This window comes from Caulobacter sp. CCG-8 (genome assembly GCF_037402475.1).
Taxonomy (GTDB): domain Bacteria; phylum Pseudomonadota; class Alphaproteobacteria; order Caulobacterales; family Caulobacteraceae; genus Caulobacter.
Genome location: NZ_JBBEUD010000002.1, coordinates 132,189 through 156,798 on the forward strand (window position 1 = coordinate 132,189; position 24,610 = coordinate 156,798).

The following is a 24,610-nucleotide window of genomic DNA, read 5'->3' on the forward strand; positions in this document are numbered from 1 at the left end:
TAACCGTGTTATCTTGACGGCAGGGAGATTCACCCATGCTCACACGCCGAAACATCGCGGCGGGACTGGGATTGTCGCTGATGGCCGAGCAGGCCTGGGCTCGATCCTCGACGCCCGCGGCCCTGCTGCAGCCGGCTTCGCTGCAGACCGCGCCGATGCCGCCGCCGCCCGCGCCGCCGCCCGGCGTGACGCCCCCGGTCGAGGAGGCGCCGCCGATCTTCCTCGACACCGCCCTGGACGCGATCGACCGCATGACGGTCGAGGTCTTCATCAACGGGCAGGGGCCCTTCGCCTTCGTCGTCGACACGGGGGCCGACCGCAGCGCGCTGTCGACGACCCTGGCGGCGAAGCTGGCGCTGGAGCGTGGGCCCGACGTGATGCTGCACGGGGTGGGCGGCTCGGCCCTGACGCCCACCGCCAAGGTGCCGCTGATGGTGGCCGGCGATTCCCGCATGAGGAACGCCGAACTGCCGGTGCTGAGCCCCGAACGCCTGGGCGTGGACGGCCTGCTGGGCGTCGACATGCTGGACGACCGAAACGTCATCATGGATTTCCGCCGCAAGCGGCTGGAGGTCCGTCGCAGCACCTCGATGACGGCCGCCTATCCCGGCGTGCGCGAGGTCTCGGTGGTCGCCGACGCCCGCTTCGGCCGGCTGGCGGTGGCCAACGCCCGGGTCAGCGGCGTGCGCTGCGTGGCCTTCATCGACTCCGGCTCCGGCGCCAGCATGGGCAACATGGCCCTGGCCGAGGCGATCAAGCTGCGGGTGCGCCGCAAGCCCGAACCGTCCATGGCCATCCGCCTGGTCGGCGCGGCGGGCGAGGCGACCGTGGGCGAACTGCGCGTCGTCCGCTCGATCGAGATGGGCGCCCTGCGGATGACCAACCTGCCGCTGGTGCTGGCCGACCTGCACATCTTCGATATCTGGAACCTCAACAGCCGCCCCGCCGTGCTGCTGGGGGTCGACGTGCTGAAGATGTTCGCCCGGGTCGAGCTGGACTTCGGCTCCGACCGCGTGAAGTTCCGCCTCGGCAAGGGCTGGACGCCGCCGATCCTCGAGGCCTGACCCGAACGTTCGTTCCGACGATCTGACCGACGATCCGGCGAGCGCTGGTTGCGGTTCGCGGCCCACGCCGCTAAGGGGAGGCGCCTTTTGAAAGGGGAGCTCCCATGACCGAGATCGTCGACATCATCGCCCGCGAAATCCTGGACAGCCGCGGCAATCCGACGGTCGAGGTCGATGTCGTCCTGGAAGACGGGGCCTTCGGCCGCGCCGCCGTGCCGTCGGGCGCCTCGACGGGCGCTCACGAAGCCGTCGAAAAGCGCGACGGCGACAAGTCCCGCTACGGCGGCAAGGGCGTCAAGGCGGCCGTGGAGGCGGTCAACGGCGAACTGTTCGACGCGCTGTCGGGCGTCGACGCCGAGGACCAGCGCCGCATCGACAACCTGATGATCGAGCTGGACGGCACGCCCAACAAGAGCCGCCTGGGCGCCAACGCCATCCTCGGCGTCTCGCTGGCCACCGCCAAGGCCGCCGCCGAGTCGGCCGGCCTGCCGCTCTACAAGTACGTCGGCGGCGTCTCGGCCCGCGTCCTGCCCGTGCCGATGATGAACATCATCAACGGCGGCGCCCACGCCGACAACCCGATCGACATCCAGGAATTCATGATCCTGCCGACCGGCGCCCCGACCTTCGCCGAAGCCCTGCGGATGGGCGCGGAGATCTTCCACGGCCTGAAGAAGGCTCTGAAGGACGCCGGCCACAACACCAACGTCGGCGACGAGGGCGGCTTCGCCCCGAACCTCGGCTCGGCCGAAGACGCCCTGGCCTTCATCGTCAAGGCCGGTGAAGCGGCCGGCTACAAGTCGGGCGAGGACTTCGTCCTGGGCCTGGACGTCGCCGCCACCGAGTTCTTCAAGAACGGCAAGTACGAGCTGGAAGGCGAGGGCAAGAGCCTCGACCCCGCCCAGATGGTCGACTACCTGGCCAACCTGGCGAACAAGTTCCCGATCCTGTCGATCGAGGACGGCATGTCGGAAGACGACTTCGAAGGCTGGAAGCTGCTGACCGACACCCTGGGCAAGAAGGTCCAGCTGGTCGGCGACGACCTGTTCGTCACCAACCCCAAGCGCCTGCAGCTGGGCCTGGACAAGGGCCTGGCCAACTCGATCCTGATCAAGGTCAACCAGATCGGTACCCTGTCGGAGACCATCGACGCCGTCGACCTGGCCCACCGCAACGCCTACACCAGCGTCATGAGCCACCGTTCGGGCGAGACCGAGGACTCGACCATCGCCGACCTGGCCGTGGCCCTGAACTGCGGTCAGATCAAGACCGGCTCGCTGGCCCGCTCGGACCGTCTGGCCAAGTACAATCAGCTGCTGCGCATCGAGGAGGCCCTCGACGACCAGGCCGTCTACGCCGGCCGCGCGGTGCTCAAGGGCCGCTAGCTTTAAGGCTCCGGACGACGAAAGGCGGCGCTTCCAGCGCCGCCTTTTTCGTTTCGGATGTTACGATTCTCGTCCCCGAAGGTCCGGACGCCCGTTTTCGAGGCGCCGGGCGCCAAAATTCACCAACAATTTTTCTAAAAGCAAAAACGGCGGCTCGCCGCACCGCCGCAAAAAATGGCTCCAAACGGCCGTTCAGATGCTGCGACGCGGTATCTAGATGCCCTTGAAACCATCTCAAATGAAAGCGTTAGGGAGCTGCTTTCGACATCTTGTCCCGACCTTCGCAAACCCCCCGTTTAGTAAGGCGTTAAGCATGATCGGGCAGGGTAAACTTCCCCTCCTGGGAATCGCTGATGTTCGCCCGACTGCAACCTTTCCTGCCGACCGCGGCGCTCCTTCTGCTGATCACTTACTTCGTGTTTCACGCCCTGACGGGCGAGCGCGGCCTCTTATCGACGTCGCAGCGCAACGCAGATCTCGCCGCCAAGACGCTGGAGTTGAAGAAGATCCGCGCCGAAAGGATGGACCTGGAGGCCCGTGCTCGTCTATTACGCAGCGGCAGTTTGTCGGCGGACCTTCTGGAAGAACGCGCGCGTTCGCTCCTGGGATACGCCGACCCCAAGGACTATGTGATCCGCACCCCGCGCTGAGCGTTTGGTACGGGAACCGGTCCCGCGGCTCTGCCGACGGATCAGGTGAGCCTGGCCCGTTTCGGGTTTGACAACGGGCGCCCATCTAACGCGGAACCGAAGGTTCATTCGGCGGTGGGCGTTCAGGAGTAGGCCGCGATGAAGATTGGCCAGGGAGAGTTGAATGGCGCGTACGCGCAAGGGTGAAGCCCCCGCGGGGAAGGGTGATGCCACCGGTGTCAACACCTTCGTCGGCAAGGACGAGCTTCTGAAATTCTACCAGGACATGCTGCTGATCCGCCGCTTCGAGGAGCGCGCCGGCCAGCTGTACGGCATGGGCCTGATCGGCGGCTTCTGCCACCTCTACATCGGTCAGGAAGCCATCGCCGTCGGCATGCAGTCGATCAAGGTCAAGGGCGACCAGATCATCACGGGCTACCGCGACCACGGCCACATGCTGGCCGCGGGCATGGACCCCAACGAAGTCATGGCCGAGCTGACCGGCCGCGCGGGCGGTTCGTCGCGCGGCAAGGGCGGCTCGATGCACATGTTCGACATCGAGACCGGCTTCTACGGCGGCCACGGCATCGTCGGCGCCCAGGTGTCGCTCGGCACCGGCCTGGCGCTGAACAACCACTACCGCGGCAACGGCAATGTGGCCTTCGCCTATTTCGGCGACGGCGCGGCCAACCAGGGCCAGGTCTACGAGAGCTTCAACATGGCCCAGCTGTGGAAGCTGCCGGTCGTGTACGTGATCGAGAACAACCAGTACGCCATGGGCACCAGCGTCGAGCGTTCGGCGTCGGAAACCGCCTTCCACAAGCGCGGCACGTCGTTCCGGATTCCGGGCGAGGAAGTCGACGGCATGGACGTGATCGCCGTGGCCGAGGCCGGGGCCCGCGCCGCCGAGCACGCCCGTAGCGGCCAGGGTCCGTTCATCCTCGAGATGAAAACCTATCGCTATCGCGGCCACTCGATGTCCGACCCGGCCAAGTACCGGACGAAGGACGAGGTCGACAACGTCAAGCAGACCCGCGACCCGATCGACCACCTGAAGGAGCGCCTGGCCAAGGCCGGCGTCACCGAGGACGACCTGAAGGTCGTCGACGCCGAGGTGAAGCGCATCGTGGCCGAGGCGGCCGAATTCGCCCGCACCAGCCCCGAGCCCGATCCTTCCGAACTGTACACCGACGTATACCTGGAGGCCGCCCAGTGACGGACATCCTGATGCCCGCCCTGTCCCCGACGATGGAAGAGGGGACCCTGGCCAAGTGGCTGGTCAAGGAAGGCGACACCATCAAGGCCGGCGACGTGATCGCCGAGATCGAGACCGACAAGGCGACGATGGAAGTCGAAGCCGTGGACGAGGGCGTGATCGAAGCCATCCTGGTTCCGGCCGGCTCGGAGAACGTCAAGGTCAACACCTTGATCGCCAAGCTGAAGGGCGAGGGCGAAGCCGCTTCGCCGGCTCCCGCCGCCGCTCCGGTCGCTGAGGCCCCGCCCGCGCCGGTCGCCGCCTCAGCTCCGGCCGCCGCGCCGATCTCGGCCGCCTCGACCTTCGCCGATCCGGAGATCCCGGAAGGCACGCCGCTGAAGAAGATCACGGTCCGTGACGCCCTGCGCGACGCCATGGCCGAAGAAATGCGCCGCGACGACAAGGTCTTCCTGATGGGCGAGGAAGTCGCCCAGTACCAGGGCGCCTACAAGGTCAGCCGCGACCTGCTGCAGGAGTTCGGCGACAAGCGCGTCATCGACACGCCGATCACCGAGCACGGCTTCGCCGGTCTCGGCGTCGGCGCGGCCATGGCCGGCCTGAAGCCGATCGTCGAGTTCATGACCTGGAACTTCGCCATGCAGGCGATCGACCAGATCATCAACTCGGCCGCCAAGACGCTGTATATGTCGGGCGGCCAGATCAAGTCGTCGATCGTGTTCCGCGGCCCCAACGGCGCGGCCTCGCGGGTCGGCGCCCAGCACAGCCAGGACTACGCGGCCTGGTACGGCAACATCCCGGGCCTGAAGGTCATCGCGCCGTACGACGCGGCCGACGCCAAGGGCTTGATGAAGGCCGCCATCCGCGACCCGAACCCGATCGTCTTCCTCGAACACGAGATGATGTACGGCCACGAGTTCGACATCCCGGACGTCGAGGACTGGATCGTGCCGATCGGCAAGGCCAAGGTTCGTCGCGAAGGTTCGGACGTCACCCTGGTGGCCTACAGCCGCATGGTGGGCTTCGCCCTGCAGGCGGCCGAGGAACTGGCCAAGGAAGGCATCAGCGCCGAGGTCGTCGACCTGCGCACGATCCGTCCGCTGGACCACGACACCATCCTGGAAAGCGTCAAGAAGACCAACCGCCTGGTGACCGTCGAGGAAGGCTGGGGCCCGATGGGCGTCGGCGCCGAGATCGTCGCCCGGATCACCGAGTTCGGCTTCGACTACCTGGACGCCCCGCCGCTGCGGGTGCACCAGGAAGACGTGCCGCTGCCCTATGCGGCGAACCTGGAAGCCCTGTCGCTGCCTTCGGTCCCCAAGATCGTCAAGGCGGCCAAGACGGTCTGCTACCGGTGATCATCCGGCCCGTTCACCTAGGCCCTGGCCTGTGTGAACGGGCTCGGAGGCGCTCATGACCCAGACCCTCAACGGCTCCTGCCACTGCGGCGCGGTGCATGTGCAACTGGACCCCGGCAAGCCGCTGGACCAGTTGCCGCTGCGGGCCTGTCAGTGCTCATTCTGCCGTCGGCAGGGCGGGCGCACGACCAGCGATCCGGCCAGCCGCCTGCACATCACCGCCGCCCCGGGGGCGCTGATGCGCTACCGGTTCGGGCGGCGGGCGGTGGACTTCCTGATCTGTCGCGAATGCGTCTGCTACGTGGCGGCGATGATCGAGGACGAGGGCCAGGCCTACGCCACCCTCAACGTCGTGGGGACCGACCTGCCGGGTTTCGCCGATCGCGTGCCCGAACGGCTGGACTATCACGACGAAACGGACGAACAACGCCTTGCCCGTCGCAAGGCCAAATGGACGCCGACCACCTTGGTCGAAGCCGTCCCGAACGCTTGAGGAAGAAGCTCAATGTCGATCGACATCCTGATGCCCGCCCTGTCGCCCACCATGGAGGAGGGGACCCTCGCCAAGTGGCACGTCAAGGTCGGCGACACCGTCAAGGCCGGCGACGTGATCGCCGAGATCGAGACCGACAAGGCGACGATGGAAGTCGAAGCCGTCGATGAAGGCGTGGTCGAGGCCATCCTGGTCGAGGCCGGGACCGAGAACGTCAAGGTCAACGCTCCGATCGCCAAGCTGGCCGGCGAGGGCGAGAGCCCGGCGCCGCCTCCCGCCAAGGCTGCTCCGGCCGCTGAGGCGCCGAAGGCCGCTCCGGCTCCGGCCGCGCCCGCCCAGGCCGCCGGCGAGACCGCCGCGCCCGCCAAGGCCGCTCCCGCGGCTACGCCGACCGGCGACCGCGTCTTCGCCTCGCCGCTGGCCCGTCGCCTGGCCTCGGCCGCGAACCTGGACCTGAAGTCGATCCCCGGCACCGGCCCGCACGGCCGCGTGGTCAAGGCCGACGTGGAAGCCGCCCAGAAGGGCGGCGCGCCCGTCGCCAAGGCCGCTCCGGCCGCCGGCGCCTCGGCTCCGGCCGCCGCCGCCGAGCCGCGCAAGGTCCAGTCGCTGGAGCAGCAGGGCATCCCGGCCGGCTCGTACGACCTGGTCCCGCTGGACGGCATGCGCAAGACCATCGCGCGCCGCCTGACCGACAGCTTCCGCGACGTGCCGCATTTCCCGCTGGTCATCGATCTGGAGATCGACGCCCTGCTGGCCGCGCGCGCCAAGATCAACCACCTGCTGGAAGGCCAGGGCGTGAAGGTGTCGGTCAACGACATCATCATCAAGGCCGCGGCCGTGGCCCTGAAGCGCGTGCCGGAGGCCAACGCCTCCTACACGCCCGAAGGCATCGCCCTGCACAAGCACGCCGACATCGCCGTGGCCGTGGCCATCGACGGCGGCCTGATCACCCCGATCGTCCGCGCCGCCGAGACCAAGGGCCTGGCCCAGATCTCGGCCGAGGTGAAGGACCTGGCCGCCCGCGCCAAGGCCAAGAAGCTGAAGCCCGAGGAATTCCAGGGCGGCACCTTCTCGGTCTCCAACCTGGGCATGTTCGGCATCAAGCAGTTCGCTTCGATCATCAACGAGCCGCAAGGCGCGATCATGAGCGTCGGGGCCGGCGAGCAGCGTCCGGTGGTCAAGGACGGCCAGCTGGCCGTGGCCACGGTGATGACCGTCACCCTGACCTGCGACCACCGCGTGGTCGATGGCGCGATCGGGGCCAAGTTCCTGGCTGCCTTCAAGCCGCTGATCGAAGAGCCGCTGACCCTGATCGTCTAAGCGGCATAGGGGAGGGCAGGGATGTCCGTCTACGACTACTCCGCCAAGACGCTGGACGGCCAGGACGCAAGCCTGGCCGACTATCGCGGCCAGGTGCTGCTGATCGTCAACACGGCCAGCAAGTGCGGCTTCACCCCCCAGTACGAGGGGCTGGAGGCGCTGTACCGGGAGTACAAGGACAAGGGCTTCACCGTCCTGGCCTTCCCCTGCAACCAGTTCGGGGCTCAGGAGCCTGGGAACGCCGAGGAGATCGCGAACTTCTGCTCGCTGACCTACGACGTGACCTTCCCGGTCCTGGCCAAGATCGACGTCAACGGCCCGTCGGCCCATCCGCTCTACGCCTATCTCAAGCACGAGCAGAAGGGTCTCCTGGGCACCGAGGCGATCAAGTGGAACTTCACCAAGTTCCTGATCGGTCGCGACGGTGAAGTCGTCGAACGCTTCGCCCCGACCACCAAGCCTGAAGACCTCAAGCAGGCCGTCGAGGCCCTGCTGTAACGCTCTCCTGGACCGGTCCTCGGGACCGATCGACCGACGCCGGCCGGCTCCCCCCGACGGCGTCAAAAGCTAGGATACGAAAGACATGTCCACGGAATTCGACGTCGTCGTCATCGGAGCCGGCCCCGGCGGTTATGTGGCCGCGATCCGCGCCAGCCAGCTGGGCCTGAAGACGGCGATCATCGAGCGCGAGAGCCTGGGCGGCATCTGCCTGAACTGGGGCTGCATCCCCACCAAGGCGCTGCTGAAGTCCGGCGAGATCTACGAGCAGCTGTCGCACCTGGGCGGCTACGGCCTGTCGGTCGAGAAGGCCTCGTTCGACTTCGGCAAGATCATCGAGCGCTCGCGCGGCGTGGCCAAGCAGATGTCCTCGGGCATCGCCTTCCTGATGAAGAAGCACAAGATCGAGGTCGTGGAAGGCGAGGCCAAGCTCGAGAAGGGCAACCCCTCGCCGAAGGTGGTCGTGGCCCTCAAGGCCGGCGGCAGCCGCACCATCCAGGCCAAGAACGTGATCCTGGCCAGCGGCGCCCGGGCCCGGAACATCCCGGCCATCGGCGCGGTCTCGGACGGCGACAAGATCTGGACCTATCGCGACGCCCTGGCCCCCAAGGCCATGCCCAAGTCGCTGGTCGTCATCGGCTCGGGCGCCATCGGCATCGAGTTCGCCAGCTTCTACCGCGCCCTGGGCGCCGAGGTGACCGTCGTGGAAGCCGTCGACCGCATCATGCCGGTCGAGGACGCCGAGGTCTCCAAGGCCGCCCAGAAGGCCTTCGAGAAGCGCGGCATCACCTTCCGCATCGGCGCCAAGGTGACCAAGGTCGAGAAGACCAAGGACGGCGTCTCGGTGGCCGTCGAGGTCGGCGGCAAGGCCGAGACCCTGACCGCCGAGAAGTGCATCGTCGCCGTCGGCATCGCCCCGAACACCGAGGGCCTGGAAGCGATCGGCCTGAACATGGACCGCGGCCACGTGGTCACTGGCAAGCACGGCGAGACCAACGTGCCGGGCCTCTACGCCATCGGCGACGCCGCCGGCCCGCCCTGGCTGGCCCACAAGGCCAGCCACGAAGGCATCCACGCCGCCGAGTTCATCGCCGGCTTCAAGACCCCGCACGTCAACTCGCCGATCCCGGGCTGCACCTACGCCAACCCGCAGGTGGCCTCGGTGGGCCTGACCGAAGCCGCGGCCAAGGCCGCCGGCATCGACGTCAAGGCCGGCCGCTTCCCGTTCCGCGTCAACGGCAAGGCCGTGGCGGCGGGCGAGGTCGAGGGCTTCGTCAAGACGGTGTTCGACGGCAAGACCGGCGCCCTGATCGGGGCCCACATGATCGGCCACGAGGTCACCGAGATGATCCAGGGCTTCGTCACGGCCATCACGCTCGAGGCCACCGAGGAAGACCTGCACGGCATCGTCTACGCCCACCCGACCATGTCGGAGGCCATGCACGAGGCCGCGCTCGACGCCTACGGCCGCGTCCTGCACATCTAGGCTTGGCCTAGCGGCAAAAGAGAAGGGCGGCGCTCCGGAGCGCCGCCCTTTTTGTTTGGCTCGCAGCGACCTTACGGCCGCTTGCGCACCTGGGCGTCGACGCTCCACTCGCCCGGCCCGGCGAACACCAGGTACAGGAAGACGAAGCAGAACAGGATCGCCGCCTCGCCGCCGTTCAGGGCCGGCCAGAAGCCCTGCGAGGCGTGGGCCAGGAAATAGGCCACGGCCATCTGGCCCGACAGGACGAAGGCCACGGGCCGCGTGAACAGGCCCAGCACCAGTAGGGTCCCGCCGATGATCTCCAGCCACGCGGCGGCCACCAGCATCGGCGGCAGCGGGTCCGGCGCGCCCGGCTGCGGCCCGGGGAAGTGGAACACCTTCATCAGGCCGTGCTCCATGAAGAGCAGGGCGGCGATGATCCGCAGCAGGCTGAGGACGCGCGGCGTCCAGACGATCAGTCGTTCCATGTCGATCTCCCTCCTAGTCGACGGTCAAAACGAAAAACCCCGACGGGCCAGGGCGGCCCGCCGGGGTTTCGAAAGAGGCGATGTCCGCCAGGTTCATCAAGCGGCCTTGGCGTCCTGATCGGCCATCCTCTGGATGGCGACGTAATCGGTCTTGCCGCTGCCCAGCACCGGCACCTGGGTGACCTTGAGGATCTTGCGCGGCACCGCCAGCTCCGGGGCGCCGATGCTCTGGGCATGGGCGACTAGGGGCGAGACGTCGGCGTCCTGGCGGTCGGTGACCAGCACCAGCCGCTCGCCCTTCTTCTTGTCGGGCATCGAGATCACGGCGTGGCGGCCATCGGGCCAGACGGCCGAGGCCAGGTCCTCGGCGGCGGTCAGCGAGACCATTTCGCCGCCGATCTTGGCGAAGCGCTTCACGCGGCCCTTGATGGTGATCCACAGGTCGTCGGTGACCGTCACCACGTCGCCGGTGTCGTGCCAACCGCCCTCGGGGGCGTCGACGCCGCCGTCCTCCCGCAGGTAGCCCGTCATGATGTTGGGACCGCGCACCAGCAGGCGACCGCCCTCGGTGATGCCCTCGACCGGCTCGATCTTCCAGTCCTGGCCGGGCAGCAGGCCGCCGACCGTGCCCCGGCGGTTGTCGTCGGGCTTGTTGACCGCGATGACCGGCGAGGCCTCGGTGGCGCCGTAGCCTTCGAGCACCGGCACGTTCCCGAACTTCTCGGCGATCAGGTTGTGGGTTTCCTCGCGGACCTTCTCGGCCCCGCAGACGACGAACTTCAGGCCGCTCAGCTCGTCGCTTTCCGAGGCGCGGGCGTACTGGTTGACGAAGGTGTCGGTGGCCAGCAGCACCGAGGCGCCGGCATCCTTCAGCAGCGGCGGGATTTGTTTGGTGTGCAGCGGCGAGGGGTACTGGAAGGCCTTCATGCCGGTCAGCAGCGGCAGGATCACCCCGCCGGTCAGGCCGAAACAGTGGAACACCGGCAGCGGGTTGAAGAACACCCAGGCCGGGTCCAGCTCGATATGGGCGGCGATCTGGATCGCGTTGGAGACCAGGTTGGCCTGGCTCAGCACCACGCCGCGCGGCGCGCCGAAGCTGCCCGAGGTGAACAGCACCACGCCGGGATCCGAGGGCTTGGCCGAGGCGCGGAACTGGCGCGGGAAGATCCCGGCGGCGGCGGCGAACAGCTTGTCGGCCAGGCCGATCGTGCCCCGCACGTCCTCCAGATAGGTGATCTGGGCCTTCTGCTCGAGCGCATCGACGATGTCGTGCAGCTTGCCCAGCTCGATGAACTTGTGGGCCGTCAGCACGCGCTTGACCCCGGCCAGTTCACAGGCGGCGCGCAGGTTGCGCAGGCCGGCCGTGAAGTTGAGCATGGTCGGCACGCGGCCGAAGGCGTGCAGGGCGAAGAAGGTGACGACCGCGCCGGCGCCGGACGGCAGCAGCACGCCGACATGCTCGCCCGGCTTGGTCATGGCCGCGATCTTGCGGCCGAGCGCGAAGCTCGCCCGCACCAAGTCGGTGTAGCTGAGTGGATTGCGATCCTGATCCTCGAGGATCAGTTTCTTGGCGCCGTACTTGTCACGGGCGTCGAGCAGGGCGTCGAAGATGGCCTTCTGGCCGTCCTGCGCATTGAAAACTACCGGCATGCCGGCGAAACCTCCCGGAAGCGCGACGTCGCGCCCTCGTCTGATTGAAGCGGGACCCTAGCGACGGCGTGTCGCTTTGCAAACACCCGTTACGCGCGCGGAAGCGCACCGGTCCTTCTAAAATGCGCTCAAGCCCTTGTCGTTCAAGGCTTGGCGGGCGGTGAAGCCGTGCGAGAGCGCAGAACTTGATCCATCTTTTGCAGCCATGGAGCGCGCACCGAATCTGTCTCCAGGTGCAGGGCGTGGCGGGCGCCGGGGTAGCGAGTCTCGACGCAGCGGGGCAGGGCGGCGCAGACCGTGCGCTGGGGCCCGGGCAGGGCTTTGACGTCCTGGCCGGCGTCCAGCATCACGACGGGCGTCCGCACGCGCTTGAGGTCGCGCCCGACAGCGTCCACGGCGTCGTAGAAGGCCGCGTACCAGGCCAGGCTCGGCGCGCCCATCCGCAGGTCGGGATTAGCCAGCCGCCAGGCCTGCTGCACCGCGCCGCGCGCCGGATCGTGGGTCAGCCTGGCGCCGAAGCCGTCGGGCCCTTCGCGCTTCCAGCCCGCCTGGCCGGGATAGCGCACGAAGCCCAGCTTCAGGCCGCGGGCCCAGCGGGCGATGCGGATCAGCTCGGTCTTGGAACGGGGCGGGTCGGCGAGATCGAAATTGGGCGAGGAGAGGATCACCGTGTCGGCCAGAACCCCTTCCTCCAAGGCCCGCAGCGCCACCAGGCCGCCGTCGCCGGCGCCGAGGATCACGAACGGGTCGCGGGCCCCCACGCCGCCCTGGGGCGGCCGGATCACGGCCTTGACCATGGCCCGGGTCGCGGTGACGTCGGGAGCGAAGCTGGTGACATGGCCCAGGTCCCGCCAGGGCGTGGCCCGTTCCGAGCCGCCCTGGCCCTGGCGCTCCAGGATCCAGACCACATAGCCCCGGCCGTTGAGGTCGGCCGCCGTCTCGAACCAGCCCTCGGCGGACTCGCCATAGCCCGGCAGGATCAGGATCTGGCCCCGCGCCACGCCCCGTGGGGCGGAGACTCCATAACGCTGCACCAGGTCGTCGCCGACCTTCACATAGCCCCAGGCCCAGCCCGCCGGCGGCTGGAAGCGCACGTCGAGGGACGGGGGCGTGCGGCTCTCCGCGAACGGCGCGCGGACGCCCTCGTCGCGGCACGCGACGAGCGGCAAAAGCAGCAGCAGACTCAGGAGGCGGCGACGCATTCCAGGCACTCTTTTCGCGCCTTAGCGTCACATGCAAGAACGCATGCTTGATCTGGAGGCCAGGAAGTCCGATCTAGGCCGTTATGGTCACCCTGATCGACACGCTGAACGCCCGCTCTCCCGAAGATCGCGCCGTTCGCCACCCCGAAAAGCAGAACCGCCCCGATACGCCGGTGCTGCGCAAGCCCGACTGGCTGCGGGTCCGCGCCCCGGGCTCGGGTCAGTACAACGAGACCAAGGGCATCGTGCGCGAGCACAAGCTGACCACGGTCTGCGAGGAAGCCGCCTGTCCGAACATCGGCGAGTGCTGGAGCCAGAAGCACGCGACCATGATGATCATGGGCGAGATCTGCACCCGGGCCTGCGCCTTCTGCAACGTCGCCACCGGCCTGCCGACCCAACTGGACCCCGACGAGCCGCGCCGCGTGGCCGAGGCCGTCGCCAAGATGGGCCTCAAGCACGTGGTCATCACGTCGGTCGACCGCGACGACCTGATCGACGGCGGCGCCCGCCACTTCGCCGAGGTGGTCACGTCGATCCGCGCCGCCTCGCCGGGCACGACCATCGAGATCCTGACCCCGGACTTCCTGCGCAAAGACCGTGCCGAGAACGTGGTGATCGACTCCAGGCCGGACGTCTTCAACCACAATCTCGAGACCGTGCCGCGGCTCTACCTGAAGATCCGCCCCGGCGCCCGGTACTATAACTCCCTGCGCCTGCTGGAGCGGGTCAAGGAACGCGATCCCTCCCAGTTCACCAAGTCCGGCCTGATGGTCGGCTTGGGCGAGACCAAGGAGGAGGTGATGCAGGTGATGGACGACATGCGTTCGGCCGGCGTCGACTTCATCACCATCGGCCAGTACCTGCAGCCGACCCGCAAGCACGCGGCCATCGACCGCTTCGTGACGCCGGAAGAGTTCAAGGCCTACGAGGCCATCGCCCGGGCCAAGGGCTTCCTGATGGTCTCGTCCAGCCCGCTGACCCGCTCGTCGCACCACGCCGGCGAGGACTTCGCCAAGCTGCAGGCCGCGCGCCGGGCGCTGGACGCCAAGAGCGCCTAGACTTGCACCGCCACGTCGTCACCCGGGTGCTGCCCTATGCGCCCGAGCAGCTGTTCACGCTGGTCGGGGACGTGGAGGCCTATCCGCAGTTCGTGCCGTGGATCACGGCTATGCGCACCTGGAACGGACGCGCCGACGCCCAGGTCTCGACCGTGGACGCCGAGGCCCAGGTCGGGTTCTCGTTCCTGCGCGAGAAGTTCGCCACCCGGGTCCGGCGCGACGCCTCGGCCCTGACGGTGGACGTCAGCCTGCTCTACGGCCCGTTCAAGCGGCTGGCGAACCAGTGGCGGTTCCTGCCGCACGAAGCCGGCACGACCGTCGAGTTCGTCATCGACTTCGCGTTCAAGTCCAAGATCCTCGACGCCATGCTGGCCGCCAATCTGGACCGGGCGGCCAACACGCTGATCGGCTGTTTCGAGGACCGGGCCCGGGCGATCTACGGGCCGAAATAAAGCCGGGGACATGCCCTCGCGGCGTGTCCCCATCGGCTGGCGCGGCGCTCGAACTTGGGGACACGCCGCAAGGGGATGTCCCCGTCACCGCCCCTTGAACGCCGCCGGGCGCTTCTGGAGGAAGGCGCTGACGCCTTCGATGAAGTCGTCGGTCTTGCCGGCGTGCTTCTGGGCGTGGCGCTCGGCGTTCAGCTGGCCCACCCAGTCGGCGTCGAGACTGTTCCAGACCAGCTTGCGGATCGCCGACAGGGCGGCCGGGCCGGCGGCCAGCTCCTTGGCGATGGCCGTGGCGGTCGGCATCAGTTCGGCGTCGGGGACGCAGCGGTTGATCAGGCCCCAGGACAGGGCGGTGGCGGCCGGGATCTTGTCGCCCAGCAGCATCATCTCCATGGCCCGCGCCTTGCCGACGAGGCGCGGCAGCAGATAGGTCGAGCCGCCGTCCGGCACCAGGCCGATGCGGCGGAAGGCCTGGAGGAAATAGGCGCTCTCGGCGGCCACCACGATGTCGCCCAGCAGGGCGATCGAGCAGCCGACGCCCGCCGCCGGCCCGTTGATCGCCGTGACGATCGGCAGGGGGAAGTCGCGCAGCAGGCTGACCAGCGGGTTGTAGGTGCTTTCCAGGGCCGAGCCGGCGTCGGGCTTGCCGTCGACGTCGGCCTCGCGGCCCGCCGCGCCGCCGCCCGACAAGTTGGCGCCCGAGCAGAAGCCGCGGCCTTCGCCGGTCAGGATCACGGCGCGCGCCTCGACCTTGCCGGCGGCGATCGAGCCGAAGGCGTGGGCCAGTTCGCGGGCCATTTCCAGGCTGGCGGCGTTCAGGGTGGACGGATCGGCGAGGGTGACGACGGCCAGGCCGTCGGCGGCTTCCAGCCGGATCTTCTCGTAGGTCATGGCGTCCTCCCAAGGCTCGTCGTTGTCGCCTGGAGTCTAGGCGCGACTAACCTTGGGGAAGACCAGAAAAATCTGAGACGCCCCGTTCAGGGCGCTCGCGACTAGGCCGCGTTGGCCGAGTCCGGCTTGCTTTCGGCGGCGGTGACGCGGTTGCGGCCGCCGCGCTTGGAGGTGTAGAGCGCCGCGTCGGCCCGTTCCATGACCGAGTGGCCGGTCTCGCCCGGACGACGTTCGGCGAAGCCCGACGAGATGGTGATCGCGCCCAGGTCCTCGTTGGTCGAGCGGCGCTTGAGCATGCGCGAAGACACCTCGACGCGGATCTCCTCCAGGGTGCCGGCGACCATGGCGGCCGACTCGCGAGGGAAGATCATCGCGAACTCCTCGCCGCCGTAGCGGGCGGCGAAGCGGGGTGGGGCGGCGACGCGGCCGATGACGCTGGCGACGTAGCGGATGACCTGGTCACCGGTCTGGTGGCCCCAGGTGTCGTTGAAGCCCTTGAAGTGGTCGATGTCGAGCACGGCCAGGCAGATGGTGGTGCCGGCCTCGTCGGCCTCGCTGCAGGCCCGGTCCAGCTCTTCGTCGAAGGCCTTGCGGTTGGCCAGGTTGGTCAGGCCGTCGGTGGTGGCGTCGCGGCGGACCTGTTCCAGGTGCTCGCGCAGACGGTCGACCTCGGCGGTGGACTCCGCCAGGCGGGTCTCCAGCGACTTGTTTTCCTTCTGGACGCGGCGGGTGGCGTCGGCCAGGCCGCTGACGACGGCCTTCAGCTTGCCCACGTCCTGCGAGGCGTCCAGCTCCTTGGCCGCGCCGTTCAGGGTCTTGCCGTAGGCGGCGTTGCTCTTCTGGGCGTCCTGGATGGCCTTGGAGACCGATTCCAGTTCCTTGCTCAGCAGGTCGCCGGCGTCGCGGATCTGTTCGTTCAGCTTGGCCTTGGGCAGGTAGGTGGCGGCCAGCTCCTCGCTGAGCAGCTCGGTCAGCGGCTCGCCCAACGAGATCAGGCGGGTCAGCTCGCGGGCCAGGGCGCCGTCCGGATCGGCGACGAAGTGGGTCCACAGCTCGAAGTTCAGGGCGGTCGGCCACACCTGATGGCGCTCCATCAGTCCCAGCGCCCGGCCGGCGATCTTATAGGCCTCAGGGCCGCGCAGCGTGGTTTCGACGTCCGACATTTCCAGTCCCCCAACAGCGCCGCATCGCCCGGATGCGCGCTTGGAGCTCCAATCTAGGCCGAAGAGTTCAAACGAGCCGTTAAGAACGAACGACGTTCACTTGCGTGATCCCTCCGTCCCGAGCATTGTGAACGGTGATAAGATGAGCCTGCAGGCCGCTGGGAGGAACCTGACCGTGAACGCGCCCGCCAACCTCAACCTGGAATCGGCGAAAGCCGCGATGTCTCGAATCCTCGAGGCGCAGAAGGCCGCGCACCTGCGACAAGGCGCCCCGACGGCCGAGCGGCGCATCGAATGGCTGGACCGCTGCATCGGCCTGCTGGTCGATCACCAGGCCGAGATCGCCGAGGCCCTGAACGCCGATTTCGGCGCGCGCTCGAAGGACGCCACGGGCCTGACCGACATCGCCGGCTCGATCGGTCCGCTCAAGTTCGCCAAGGAGAACCTGGCCAAGTGGATGCGCCCCGAGAAGCGCAAGACCACCCCGGCGATCCTGGGCCTGTTCGGGGCCAAGGCCGAGGTCCAGTACCAGCCCAAGGGCGTGGTCGGGGTGATCAGCCCCTGGAACTTCCCGGTCAACCTGACCTTCGCGCCGCTGGCCGGGGTGCTGGCGGCCGGCAACCGGGCGATGATCAAGCCGTCCGAATTCACGCCGGTCACGTCCGAGCTGATGAAGACCATGTTCGCCAAGGTCTTCTCCGAGGAGGAGATCGCGGTGATCACCGGCGGCCCGGAAGTCGGCCAGGCCTTCACCAGCCTGCCGTTCGACCACCTGGTCTTCACCGGCGCGACCTCGGTGGCGCGCCATGTGATGCGGGCCGCGGCCGAGAACCTGGTGCCGGTCACCCTGGAACTGGGCGGCAAGAGCCCGGTGATCCTGTCGCGCGGCGCCGACATGGCCACGGCGGCGGCGCGGATCATGAACGGCAAGACCCTGAACGCCGGCCAGATCTGCCTGGCGCCCGACTACGTGCTGGCCCCGGCCGACCAGGTCGACGCCTTCGTGGCCGAGGCCAAGGCCGCGGTGGCCAGGACCTTCCCGACCATCAAGGACAATCCCGACTACACCGCCGTGGTCGCCCAGCGTCACTACGACCGGATCAAGGGCCATGTGGACGACGCCCGGGCCAAGGGCGCCAGGATCGTCGAGATCAATCCGGCCGGCGAGGATTTCAGCCAGCAGGAGCACCGCAAGATCCCGCCGACCCTGATCCTGGACCCGACCGACGACATGACGGTGATGCAGGACGAGATCTTCGGTCCGGTGCTGCCGGTGAAGACCTACGGCAAGGTCGAGGAGGCGGTGGACTACATCAACGGCCGCGATCGGCCGCTGGGGCTCTACTGGTTCGGGACCGACACCGCCGAGCGCGACATGGTGCTGAACCGCACGACCAGCGGCGGGGTGACGGTCAACGACGTGATCTTCCACGTCGCCCAGGAGGACCTGCCGTTCGGCGGCGTCGGCCCGGCGGGCATGGGCAGCTACCACGGCCGCGACGGCTTCCTGGAGTTTAGCCACAAGAAGGCGGTGTTCACCCAGCTGAAGAAGGACATCGCCCCGATGCTGGCCCTGCGCCCGCCGTACGGGGAGGGGATCCGGAAGTACCTGGCGGGGCAGATCAAGAAGTAGGGGCTTTCCAAGGTCTTTCCTCAAGGCTTCGGTCGGGGACATGCCCTTGCGGCGTGTCCCCATCAGCCTCCACGGCGCCAGGACTTGGGGACACGCGCGAGCGCATGTCCCCGGCCGGGGAGCCCGGCGGGTGGTGGGAAGGGTGCGAAGCGCCCGGGCCTCGCCCGGAGTAGCTTTGATGTTGTTACCGTTTCGACGAAGACAGGCGCTTCGCGTGGAGCCGTTATCCGGAAGCCTTCGGATCGCGGATTTTTAACCCGCTCCGATGGAGGCCCCCGACGGGCGGGGTGCTGGCCGCACCCCGGACCGCCTGGGCGATTTCAGCCCAGGCCTGGCGGCTTCTCCGTCTCCCCGAGCGCCGAAGCTTCGTCGCGACTGAGGCGAACCTGCTCCAACTCCAACCCAGGGCGTCCCCGAGGAGACACGACGGACAAAGCCTTCCCGCTCGTCCACCCCCGAAGGCCGCATCGGTCGCCGGCCGGACGCCCTTCCCATGCCTTCAGGTGACATCAGGATACGGGCGCCGGGTAGGGTGAGGACAAGTTCAGTCGAAAAAGTTCAAGGCATTGGAATCGCTGAGCTCCATCCGCTATCCGCCGAGCGTAAGTCGCTCAGCCGGGGACATGCCCTTGGGCGTGTCCCCATCGGCATCCGCGGAGCCAGGTCTTGGGGACACGCCGCAAGGGCATGTCCCCGGCTGCGACGGCCCCCCCCGGATTGCCTCGCATCGATTCCCGTGATCGAAGGCCGCTATGGGCCAGCCTACGCCGCTCCGGATCGTCGATGAGGTCAACGTCCTGCCGGCGGTGAACGCCGAGGTCTTCGCGCGGGAAGCCGCGGAGGCCGGCGGGCCGGCGAGGCTGGACCTGCCCGAAGGGGAAGGCGCGGCGGCCGAGGCCTTCGCCCTGGGCGGGGCGGCGTTGGCCGCCTGGCCGTTCGAGCACCGCCCGCCGTCCGTGCGGCCGACCGCGTTGTGCCTGACCCGCGACGTCCTCCACCTGCCGGGCTTCGGCGCGATCCTGTCGCCCGACGGCGCCGTTCTGAGGGCTTCGGCCGGCGAGGCGGTGGAGCGTTGGCCGGACCTTTCCGGCCTGCCGGGCGCGGAGGTCGTGGACGGCGTCACGCGCCTGACGCTTCCCGACGCTATCCCCACGCTCGACCGCGCGTCGGTGTTCCAGGCCTGGGGCGGCAACTTCAACTACGGGCACTTCGTGCTCGATTGCCTGCCATCGCTGGTGGCCCTCGACGAGCAGGGGCTGCTGGTGCGCTATCCGCCGATCGCGCCGCCCCTGGCCGCCTGGCAGCGCGACCTGGTCGCCATGGCCGCGGGGCGGCCGGTGCGGGAGGTGAAGGCCAAGGTCGTCCGGATCGCCGCCGCCGCCCACGCCACCAGCATGGACCACTATCTGCACGGTCCCGGCGACCTGCTGGCGCGCACGCGGGCGCGGATCCTGGCGGCGGCGCCCAAGCCCCGGACCAGCGGCCGCAGGCTCTATTTCTCGCGCCGCTGGCACTCGATGCGGGTGATGGTCAACGAGACGGCGCTGGAGACGGCGTTGCGGGCGCGGGGCTTCGAGATCGTCAGGCCCGAACGCCTGAGCGCGGCGGAGCAGGTCCGGATGGCGCAGGAGGCGGGGATCATCGTCGGGCCGACCGGCGCGGCCATGACCAACGCCCTGTTCGCGCCGGCCGGGGCCACGATCGTCGAGATCCAGCCCCAGAACTTCACCAGCCAGTGGGTGTGGGCGGCCGCCCGCCAGGCGGGCGCGCGATGGCGCGGCTATGTCTGCGCCTCGCCCGTCGATCCCGGCGCGGTGGCGTGGCGTCATCGCCTCCGCCGCGGGTTCCGCTTCGGCTACGAGGTCCCGCTGGACGACTTCCTGGCCTTCGTCGACGCGGCGCTCTGACGACAAAAGAAAAGGGACGCACGAGCCTCGTGCGTCCCTTTCGATTCCAGGTCTTCCGTCGACCCTAGTCTTCGCTGTCGCTGACCGGGGCCAGGCGCGGCGGGGCGCGCATCAGGAAGGCGGGGACGTCGTTGCCGAAGCCCACCACGCGGCGGTCGTCGTCGTCCTCGCGGCCACGGACCGGCTGGACGCCGCGCACCGGCATCGGGGCGTTGGCGCGCGACGGGCGCTCGGCCGGGGCCGCTTCGGCGCGCGGCTGTTCGGTCCGCTCGGGGCGGCGATCGCGGTCACGACCGCGTTCACGGCGGGCCGGGCGTTCGCCTTCGGTCCGTTCCGGCTGTTCGGCGGGAGCGGCCTCGACGACGGCGTCCTGTTCGACGCGCGGCTGGCGGCCGCGGTCGCGCGACGAGCCGCCGCGATCGCGACGGCTGCGCTCGGTCGGGGCGCGTTCGGCGGGAGCGGCTTCCTCGGCGGCCGGCGCCTGGGCCTCGACGGTCTCGACGGCGGCTTGCTCGCCACGCGGCTTGCGGCTGCGCGACGGACGCTTGGTCGGGGCTTCGCCCGGGGCCGAGGGGATCGGTTCGCCGGCGATGGCGGCTTCCAGATTGGCGGCCGCGACGTCGGACGGCACGGTCGGGGCGCGGTTGCGATCGCGGTCGCGGCCACGCTCGCCGCCGCGCGAGCGGTCGCGATCCCGGCCGCCGCCGCGCTTGCTGTCGCCTTCGCGGCGCACGGTCACGGCGTTGGAATAGTCGAGGTCCAGCTTCTCTTCGGCCGGGGTCGAGCCGATCAGCTTGACCACCTTGTCGAAGCCCTTGTCGTCGGCCGGGGTGACCAGCATGTAGGTGATGCCGGTGCGGCCGGCGCGACCCGTGCGGCCGATGCGGTGCACGTAGTCGTCGGCGTGGTGCGGGACGTCGTAGTTGAAGACGTGGCTGACGGCCGGGATGTCCAGGCCGCGCGCGGCGACGTCGGAGGCCACCAGGATCTTCAGCGAGCCGTCGCGGAAGGCCGCCAGGGTCTTCATGCGCTGGCTCTGGTCCAGGTCGCCGTGGATGGCGGCGGCGTCGAAGCCGTGGCTCTTCAGCGACTTGGCGACGATGTCGACTTCGGTCTTGCGGTTGCAGAACACGATGCCGGTCTCGATCTGGGCCTTCTCGATCAGGGCGCGCAGCGCCAGGCGCTTGGCCTTCGGATCGGAGGAGGGGACCTTGACCAGCAGCTGGGTGATGTTGGCGTTGGTCGTGGCCGGCTTGGCGACCTCGATCCGCACCGGATCCTTCAGGAACTGCTTGGTGAGACGCGTGATCTCCGGCGGCATGGTCGCCGAGAAGAACAGGGTCTGCTTCTTCGGCGGCGTCAGCTTGAAGATGCGCTCGATGTCCGGGATGAAGCCCATGTCCAGCATGCGGTCGGCTTCGTCGACGACCATGATCTGGACGCCGGTCATCAGCAGCTTGCCGCGTTCGAAGTGGTCGAGCAGGCGGCCCGGGGTGGCGATCAGCACGTCCACGCCGCGGTCCAGCTTCTTCTCCTGGTCGCCGAACGACACGCCGCCGATCAGCAGCGCCCACGAGAGCTTGGTGCCCTTGGCGTACTTCTCGAAGCTGGCGGCGACCTGGTCGGCCAGTTCGCGGGTCGGGGCGATGACCAGGGCGCGCGGCATGCGGGCCTTGGCGCGGCCCGAGGCCAGCTTGTCGACCATGGGCAGGGTGAAGGCGGCGGTCTTGCCGGTGCCCGTCTGGGCGATGCCCAGGACGTCCTGTCCGGCCAGGGCGACCGGGATCGCCTGGGCCTGGATCGGGGTGGCGGTGGTATAGCCGGTGTCGGCGACCGCTTGGAGGGTCGTGGGCGAAAGCCCGAGTTCGGAAAATTCTGTCATTTCACGCTGGTCTGAAGTCCGGAGCCACCCGTGTTTGGGCGAACGGGTGGCGCGGATTCGCCAAGCCTGCTCCGAAGCTGGGGATAAATAGGCTTTGGCCAGCCAAAGTCAATGTCCGGCGACGTCCGCCGCCAGGGCCGCGCTCAGGTCGCCGCTGGGCGCAACCGCAACGCCGGCAAGGCCCAGCCACGCGGCCATGAGCCGCAGCTCGGTCGCCAGGAGGGCGACGGTCTCGGCGTTCGCCTCCGGTTCGCGATGGGCCGACAGCACCCGCAGCAGGCCCGCCTTGCGGTCGGCCTTCAGATCCACGCGCGCCGTGATCGCCTCGCCCTGCAGGAACGGCAGCACGTAGTAGCCGTGGGTGCGCTTGTGGGCCGGGGTGTAGATCTCCAGCCGGATGCGGACGTCGAACAGGCGCTCGGCCCGCTCGCGGAACCAGATCAGGTTGTCGAACGGCGAGAGCAGGGCGCTGGCCTTCACGCCGCGCGGCCGCTTGGCGTCGGGCGCCAGATAGGCCCGCTGGTCCCAGCCCCGGACCTCGACCGGGACCAGATCGCCGGCCTCGACCAGTTCGGCCACGCCGCGCCGGGCGTCGGCCAGGCCCATGCGGAAATAGTCGCGCAGGTCGCGTTCGGTGGCCACGCCCATGGCGCGGGCGGCCCGGCGCAGCAGGACGCGGTGGGCCTCGGCGCGGGACGGGGTCGGCGCCGACCAGATCGCCTTGGGCAGGACTTCCTCGGGCAGGCCGTAGACCCGCTCGAAGGTCCCGCGTCGCGTGGCGGTGGTCAGCTCGCCGGCCCAGAACAGGCATTCGGTCGCCCGCTTGGCCTCGCTCCAGCCCCACCAGCCGGCCTGGCCGCGCTCGCCCAGGCCCAGCTCGCCGGCCGACAGCGGGCCGCGCTCGTGGATGGCCGCCAGAGCCTTGTCGATGAACGGCCGGTGGCTCGCCAGGAACTTGGCGACATTGCCCCAGACCCCGACGCCCCGGCGCGCGTCCTCCATGCGCCAGCGCAGCAGGGGCTGCAGGTCCAGCGGCATCAGCGAGGCCTCGTGGCCCCAGTATTCGAACAGCGCCGGCTTGCGGCCCCAGGCCAGGTCCTCCAGCAGCGGGCGCGGATAGGCGCCCAGGCGCGAGAACAGCGGCAGGTAGTGCGAGCGCGAGACGACGTTGACGCTGTCGATCTGCAGCAGGGCCAGCCGCTGGATCGTGGCGATCAGATGCCGTCGGGTCGGGGCGGCGGGGCGCTTGTCGGCGAACCCCTGGGCGGCCAGGGCGACGCGGCGGGCTTGCTTGTGCGACAGGGTCTCGACCATGCCCCCGAGTGAGCATGGCCGGGCGGCCGGTGACAAGCTACCGGGCCGCGCACTGCTGACGAAGGAAGTCACCATGGGCGGGCAGGGCGGCCGCTCCGTCGGCGGTGATCTTGCGCAGGTCGGCCAGGAAGCCCTGAAGCTGGTCGTCGGTGAGCTGGTCCGCCAGGGGGTGATGGGCTTGCGGGATCACGCCCTGGCCGATCAGCACCTGCAGCCAGCTGGCCTCCAGGAACAGGTCGTCGGGCTCGCGGAACAGCCGGCCGTGGGTGCGGAAGAGCTCGACCTTGCGGGTCAGTTCAGCGGGGACGGCCATCTCGCGACAGGCTTGCCAGAACGGCTCCTGGCGCTGGTTGGCCCAGTAGTGCAGCGCCAGGAAGTCGCGGATGCGCTCGTATTCCAGGCCGGTCTGGCGGTTGTACTCGTCGATGTCGCGCTGGGCGAAACCCTTGTCCGGGAACAGGTTCAGCAGGCGCGACAGCCCGGACTGGACCAGATGGATGCTGGTCGACTCCAGCGGCTCCATGAAGCCGCTGGCCAGGCCCAGGGCCAGGACGTTGCGGTTCCAGAACCGCTTGCGGCGGCCGGTCAGGAACTTCAGCGTCCGGGGCTCGGCCAGGGCCTCGCCTTCGAGATTGGCCATCAGCTGGGCGACGGCCTCGTCCTCGCTGACGAAGCGGCTGCAGAACACGTGGCCGTTGCCGGTGCGGTGCTGCAGCGGGATGCGCCACTGCCAGCCGGCGGGCCGGGCGATGGCCTGGGTGTAGGGACGGGGCGGGCCGGCGTTGGCCGTGGGCACGGCGACGGCGCGGTCGCAGGGCAGGAGGCCCGACCAATCCTCGTAGCCGGTCCCGAGAGCCTGCTCGATCAGCAGGCCGCGGAAGCCCGAGCAGTCGATGAAGAAGTCGCCCTCGACCACCTCGCCGCTCTCCAGCGTCACCGAACGGATGAAGCCGTCAGGCTCGCGCAGGGACGTGTCGACGATCTTGCCCTCGGTGCGGACCACGCCCAGGCGCTCGGCGTGGGCGCGCAGGTGGCGGGCGTAGAGGATGGCGTCGAACTGGAAGGCGTAGGTCAGCGGCTCGACCGCGCCGCCGGGCCGGCGGACGGCCCGGTCGAAGCGCCCGGCGAAGGCCGCCCGGGCGTTCAGCGAATAGTCCCACAGCGATCGCTCGTCGCCCTTCGGACGGCCCGCCAGCCAGTAGTGGTGGAAGGGCACGGCGCCCAGCGGGCGGCCGATCTCGCCGAAGGCGTGGAGGTAGGCGTGGCCGGGCGCGCGCCAGTCGACGAACTGGATGCCCAGCTTGATCGTGCCCTGAGTGGCGGCGAGGAAGGCGTTCTCGTCCAGGCCCAGGAAGGCGTTGATGTTGCGAATCTGGGGGATCGTGGCCTCGCCGACCCCGACGGTCCCGATCTCCTCGGACTCCACCAGGCGGATGCGGACGCTGTCGCCCAGGGCCCGGGCCAGCACGGCCGCGCTCATCCAGCCGGCGGTCCCGCCGCCGACCACGACCACGGACTTGATCCTGTCGTCGCCCATCCCTGGTT

General features: G+C 69.0%; 21 protein-coding genes. 13 read left to right on the forward strand and 8 right to left on the reverse strand.

The window, feature by feature from the left end; genetic code table 11:
- The first annotated feature begins 35 nt into the window (after positions 1 to 35).
- The 9 genes from WAE60_RS02160 to lpdA all read left to right on the forward strand — a co-directional run bounded on the left by WAE60_RS02160 (position 36) and on the right by lpdA (position 9,446).
- Positions 36 to 1,064 (forward strand): retroviral-like aspartic protease family protein, encoded by a 1,029-nt coding sequence (locus tag WAE60_RS02160; RefSeq protein WP_337684724.1) that lies wholly within the window; start codon positions 36 to 38, stop codon positions 1,062 to 1,064.
- A 104-nt stretch (positions 1,065 to 1,168) separates the two neighbouring features.
- Positions 1,169 to 2,449, forward strand: coding sequence for a phosphopyruvate hydratase (eno, locus tag WAE60_RS02165; protein ID WP_029917039.1), 1,281 nt, complete (start codon positions 1,169 to 1,171; stop codon positions 2,447 to 2,449).
- A gap of 353 nt (positions 2,450 to 2,802) precedes the next feature.
- Positions 2,803 to 3,099 carry a septum formation initiator family protein gene (locus WAE60_RS02170; protein WP_029917040.1) on the forward strand — a complete coding sequence of 99 codons (297 nt, stop codon included), beginning with the start codon at positions 2,803 to 2,805 and terminating at the stop codon, positions 3,097 to 3,099.
- Between the two features lie 163 nt (positions 3,100 to 3,262).
- Positions 3,263 to 4,294, forward strand: coding sequence for a pyruvate dehydrogenase (acetyl-transferring) E1 component subunit alpha (pdhA, locus tag WAE60_RS02175; RefSeq protein ID WP_029917042.1), 1,032 nt, complete (start codon positions 3,263 to 3,265; stop codon positions 4,292 to 4,294).
- A complete protein-coding gene (locus WAE60_RS02180; RefSeq protein ID WP_337684727.1) occupies positions 4,291 to 5,649 on the forward strand; it encodes a pyruvate dehydrogenase complex E1 component subunit beta in 1,359 nt (452 codons plus the stop codon). The genes pdhA and WAE60_RS02180 overlap by 4 nt, the downstream gene beginning before the upstream one ends.
- A gap of 385 nt (positions 5,650 to 6,034) precedes the next feature.
- Positions 6,035 to 6,142: a hypothetical protein gene (locus WAE60_RS02185; RefSeq protein ID WP_231499552.1), complete on the forward strand. Its 108-nt coding sequence runs from the start codon at positions 6,035 to 6,037 to the stop codon at positions 6,140 to 6,142.
- Positions 6,143 to 6,154: 12 nt separating this feature from the next.
- Complete coding sequence (locus WAE60_RS02190) at positions 6,155 to 7,462, forward strand: pyruvate dehydrogenase complex dihydrolipoamide acetyltransferase (RefSeq protein WP_337684729.1); 1,308 nt, start codon at positions 6,155 to 6,157, stop codon at positions 7,460 to 7,462.
- Between the two features lie 21 nt (positions 7,463 to 7,483).
- Positions 7,484 to 7,960 carry a glutathione peroxidase gene (locus WAE60_RS02195; RefSeq protein ID WP_029917050.1) on the forward strand — a complete coding sequence of 159 codons (477 nt, stop codon included), beginning with the start codon at positions 7,484 to 7,486 and terminating at the stop codon, positions 7,958 to 7,960.
- Positions 7,961 to 8,045: 85 nt separating this feature from the next.
- Entirely contained in the window at positions 8,046 to 9,446 is a 1,401-nt protein-coding gene (lpdA, locus tag WAE60_RS02200) for a dihydrolipoyl dehydrogenase (protein WP_029917051.1), read from the forward strand.
- A gap of 71 nt (positions 9,447 to 9,517) precedes the next feature.
- Here lpdA and WAE60_RS02205 read toward each other — a convergent pair whose 3' ends face one another.
- From WAE60_RS02205 to WAE60_RS02215, 3 genes are all read right to left on the reverse strand, one after another.
- Positions 9,518 to 9,913 (reverse strand): DoxX family protein, encoded by a 396-nt coding sequence (locus WAE60_RS02205; protein WP_029917052.1) that lies wholly within the window; start codon positions 9,911 to 9,913, stop codon positions 9,518 to 9,520.
- 96 nt (positions 9,914 to 10,009) lie between these two features.
- Positions 10,010 to 11,563: an AMP-binding protein gene (locus tag WAE60_RS02210; RefSeq protein ID WP_051696083.1), complete on the reverse strand. Its 1,554-nt coding sequence runs from the start codon at positions 11,561 to 11,563 to the stop codon at positions 10,010 to 10,012.
- A 143-nt stretch (positions 11,564 to 11,706) separates the two neighbouring features.
- A complete protein-coding gene (locus WAE60_RS02215; RefSeq protein WP_337684734.1) occupies positions 11,707 to 12,765 on the reverse strand; it encodes an alpha/beta hydrolase in 1,059 nt (352 codons plus the stop codon).
- An 83-nt stretch (positions 12,766 to 12,848) separates the two neighbouring features.
- On the opposite strand from WAE60_RS02215, the gene lipA reads away from it, so the two are divergent.
- Positions 12,849 to 13,826, forward strand: coding sequence for a lipoyl synthase (gene lipA, locus WAE60_RS02220; protein ID WP_029917057.1), 978 nt, complete (start codon positions 12,849 to 12,851; stop codon positions 13,824 to 13,826).
- Between the two features lie 2 nt (positions 13,827 to 13,828).
- On the forward strand, positions 13,829 to 14,278 hold the full coding sequence (locus tag WAE60_RS02225) for an SRPBCC family protein (RefSeq protein ID WP_029917059.1): 450 nt from the start codon (positions 13,829 to 13,831) through the stop codon (positions 14,276 to 14,278).
- Between the two features lie 84 nt (positions 14,279 to 14,362).
- On the opposite strand, the gene WAE60_RS02230 is transcribed toward WAE60_RS02225, so the two are convergent.
- Together WAE60_RS02230 and WAE60_RS02235 are read right to left on the reverse strand one after the other, a co-directional pair.
- Complete coding sequence (locus tag WAE60_RS02230; RefSeq protein WP_029917061.1) at positions 14,363 to 15,166, reverse strand: enoyl-CoA hydratase/isomerase; 804 nt, start codon at positions 15,164 to 15,166, stop codon at positions 14,363 to 14,365.
- Positions 15,167 to 15,267: 101 nt separating this feature from the next.
- Positions 15,268 to 16,329, reverse strand: a complete 1,062-nt coding sequence (locus WAE60_RS02235; RefSeq protein ID WP_029917069.1) for a GGDEF domain-containing protein — start codon at positions 16,327 to 16,329, stop codon at positions 15,268 to 15,270.
- Positions 16,330 to 16,504: 175 nt separating this feature from the next.
- On the opposite strand from WAE60_RS02235, the gene WAE60_RS02240 reads away from it, so the two are divergent.
- Together WAE60_RS02240 and WAE60_RS02245 are read left to right on the forward strand one after the other, a co-directional pair.
- Positions 16,505 to 17,962 carry a coniferyl aldehyde dehydrogenase gene (locus WAE60_RS02240; protein ID WP_337684736.1) on the forward strand — a complete coding sequence of 486 codons (1,458 nt, stop codon included), beginning with the start codon at positions 16,505 to 16,507 and terminating at the stop codon, positions 17,960 to 17,962.
- Positions 17,963 to 18,714: 752 nt separating this feature from the next.
- Positions 18,715 to 19,869 carry a glycosyltransferase 61 family protein gene (locus WAE60_RS02245; RefSeq protein WP_337684737.1) on the forward strand — a complete coding sequence of 385 codons (1,155 nt, stop codon included), beginning with the start codon at positions 18,715 to 18,717 and terminating at the stop codon, positions 19,867 to 19,869.
- Between the two features lie 64 nt (positions 19,870 to 19,933).
- Here WAE60_RS02245 and WAE60_RS02250 read toward each other — a convergent pair whose 3' ends face one another.
- From WAE60_RS02250 to WAE60_RS02260, 3 genes are all read right to left on the reverse strand, one after another.
- Positions 19,934 to 21,751, reverse strand: coding sequence for a DEAD/DEAH box helicase (locus WAE60_RS02250; RefSeq protein WP_029917075.1), 1,818 nt, complete (start codon positions 21,749 to 21,751; stop codon positions 19,934 to 19,936).
- A gap of 108 nt (positions 21,752 to 21,859) precedes the next feature.
- Positions 21,860 to 23,065, reverse strand: coding sequence for a winged helix-turn-helix domain-containing protein (locus tag WAE60_RS02255; RefSeq protein WP_337684740.1), 1,206 nt, complete (start codon positions 23,063 to 23,065; stop codon positions 21,860 to 21,862).
- 37 nt (positions 23,066 to 23,102) lie between these two features.
- A complete protein-coding gene (locus WAE60_RS02260) occupies positions 23,103 to 24,602 on the reverse strand; it encodes a tryptophan halogenase family protein (RefSeq protein ID WP_337684742.1) in 1,500 nt (499 codons plus the stop codon).
- Positions 24,603 to 24,610: the final 8 nt, after the last annotated feature.